This is a genomic window from Pseudomonas sp. ABFPK (assembly GCF_001586765.1).
Taxonomy (GTDB): Bacteria; Pseudomonadota; Gammaproteobacteria; order Pseudomonadales; family Pseudomonadaceae; genus Aquipseudomonas; species Aquipseudomonas asiatica.
Genome location: NZ_LQXW01000074.1, coordinates 1 through 1,682, shown reverse-complemented (window position 1 = coordinate 1,682; position 1,682 = coordinate 1). Strand labels below are relative to the sequence as shown.

The 1,682-nt window shown below is 54.5% G+C and carries 1 protein-coding gene; it reads right to left on the bottom strand.

Translation table 11 applies throughout. From position 1 onward, the window contains the following. Window positions 1-86: 86 nt before the first annotated feature. On the bottom strand, window positions 87-1,682 hold a 1,596-nt coding region (locus WM94_RS26715), incomplete at its 5' end, for a helicase/relaxase domain-containing protein (protein ID WP_156486015.1).

Sequence of the window (1,682 nt, the reverse complement as noted above, 5' to 3'; positions counted from 1 at the left end):
CTTTCTCGGTCACTTGCTTGACCGCTTCGATCTTGAACTCTTCGGGGTAACGCTGACGACTCATGGCACCTCCTATTTGGGCCTCATTATGAGGCTTGGAGGTGTCTACGAAACCAGGGGCGATTCAATAATAACTTCGGCTCTTTGAGAACGTAGCCTCTCAATTGGGAGGTTTTTCTTGGGCCTATCACATCATAGGTCCAGATATTCAGCTGATTACTAGTCTTTTCGTGTGTCTTTTCTTTTTCAAAAGCACGCTGTACATACTGCCATGCTGCTGTTCCAGATTTTTCGATGCTTTTTTCAATCTCTGGATGTTCAAGGACGTATCGCTTGAAAATCCCAGGGGTGACTAGCACTGCAGTGTCGTCGACAGTGTGCACTAAGGCTTTTGTATCGTTGATGATCAATTTGTGAGAGGCAACTCCTGCTTTTACCCAGGCGATGAAAGCCCCTCCTAGCGTATTACTGGTCGGCATTGTGGTGACATCTTTCCTTGCAGCATTCCTTGCTGTGGCTGCTAGAGAATCCTCAGCCGTTTCATCCTCTTCTACTCCTTGAACGAGAGGGTAACCGGCTGCTGAGCCATAGCTAGCACTCGGCTCAACTGATGGCCCAGTGATATCACTATACAGCGACAACAGTTCCTCGCGCTCAGCTGATTGGAGCTCAGCGGATGGAGCTGGCTGCATCAGCTGTCGGGAACTCGTCGGTGGTCGAGGGACTTGGTCCAGTTCGTCAACTGGCTCATCCGGTACCGCGCAGACCGTTTCTTCACTGATTCCTTTCTGCGGGAGTACCACCGTTTCCTGATCCAGAGTGAGGGCGCCCGGATACTGAAGGGGTCGATCTTCCGGGTTTGGCCATACGAGTGCAGGCGAGATTTTCAGGAAAGTAAAACTGTTCTTCCAACCGCGGCCGTTGTCGATGGTGGCCTTCCAAATAGCTTTATCCTGAGCATTGGTCTGGATGATTGCCTGGTCCTGCAGCATATTGAAGAATGGCGCATTGGAGCTTGGCACTCCTTCAATACCCTGGGTCAGCAGGTACGCCCGGAGTTGATCCGCTGCTGGTTTACTCACCAGCCAAAGCGCGTCCTGCGTCAACCAACCATCCGCCGGACCATCTGGCTGATTGAGCTTAAGTTTCTCTCGCACAAGGAATCGCAGACCGTCGGCAAGCTGTCGCTGCAGCGATTGTTTGGGGGCCGTAAGCGCGCGCTCCGGGTTTCCTCCCAGTTGCTGGGCAACCGAAGCTTTGTCAGCTTGGACCACGATCTCGCCGAGGATGCCGGCGTACTGGTATTGGCCTGCGAGGAGGTAGATCAGTTGCTTCCACAGCTCAGGAAAGCCACTGAGCCAGTCTAGAATTCCGCTGTCCAGGACATGCATATACACAAGAGCTGAAGCAGCGCCGTGCAGTTGGTAATCCCTACCTTTCACGTACTTGAATCGGTAGGGGTGGGTGATTGGTCCATGCCATGGGTGCCACAGCTGTCCGCCATCGAGCTCCACCCGTACGTCAACAGCGATCTTCCCCAGGTCGTGAAGCAGGGTGCGGATTCCACGCCATCCGGCCACCCAGTCCGCTCTCATCTGGCCAGGCATTCCACGGCCATCTGGCCACCTGTTCCACGGCCATCCGGCCGGGCAGTCGGAGCGCAGCGACGCAGGGGGGGCATT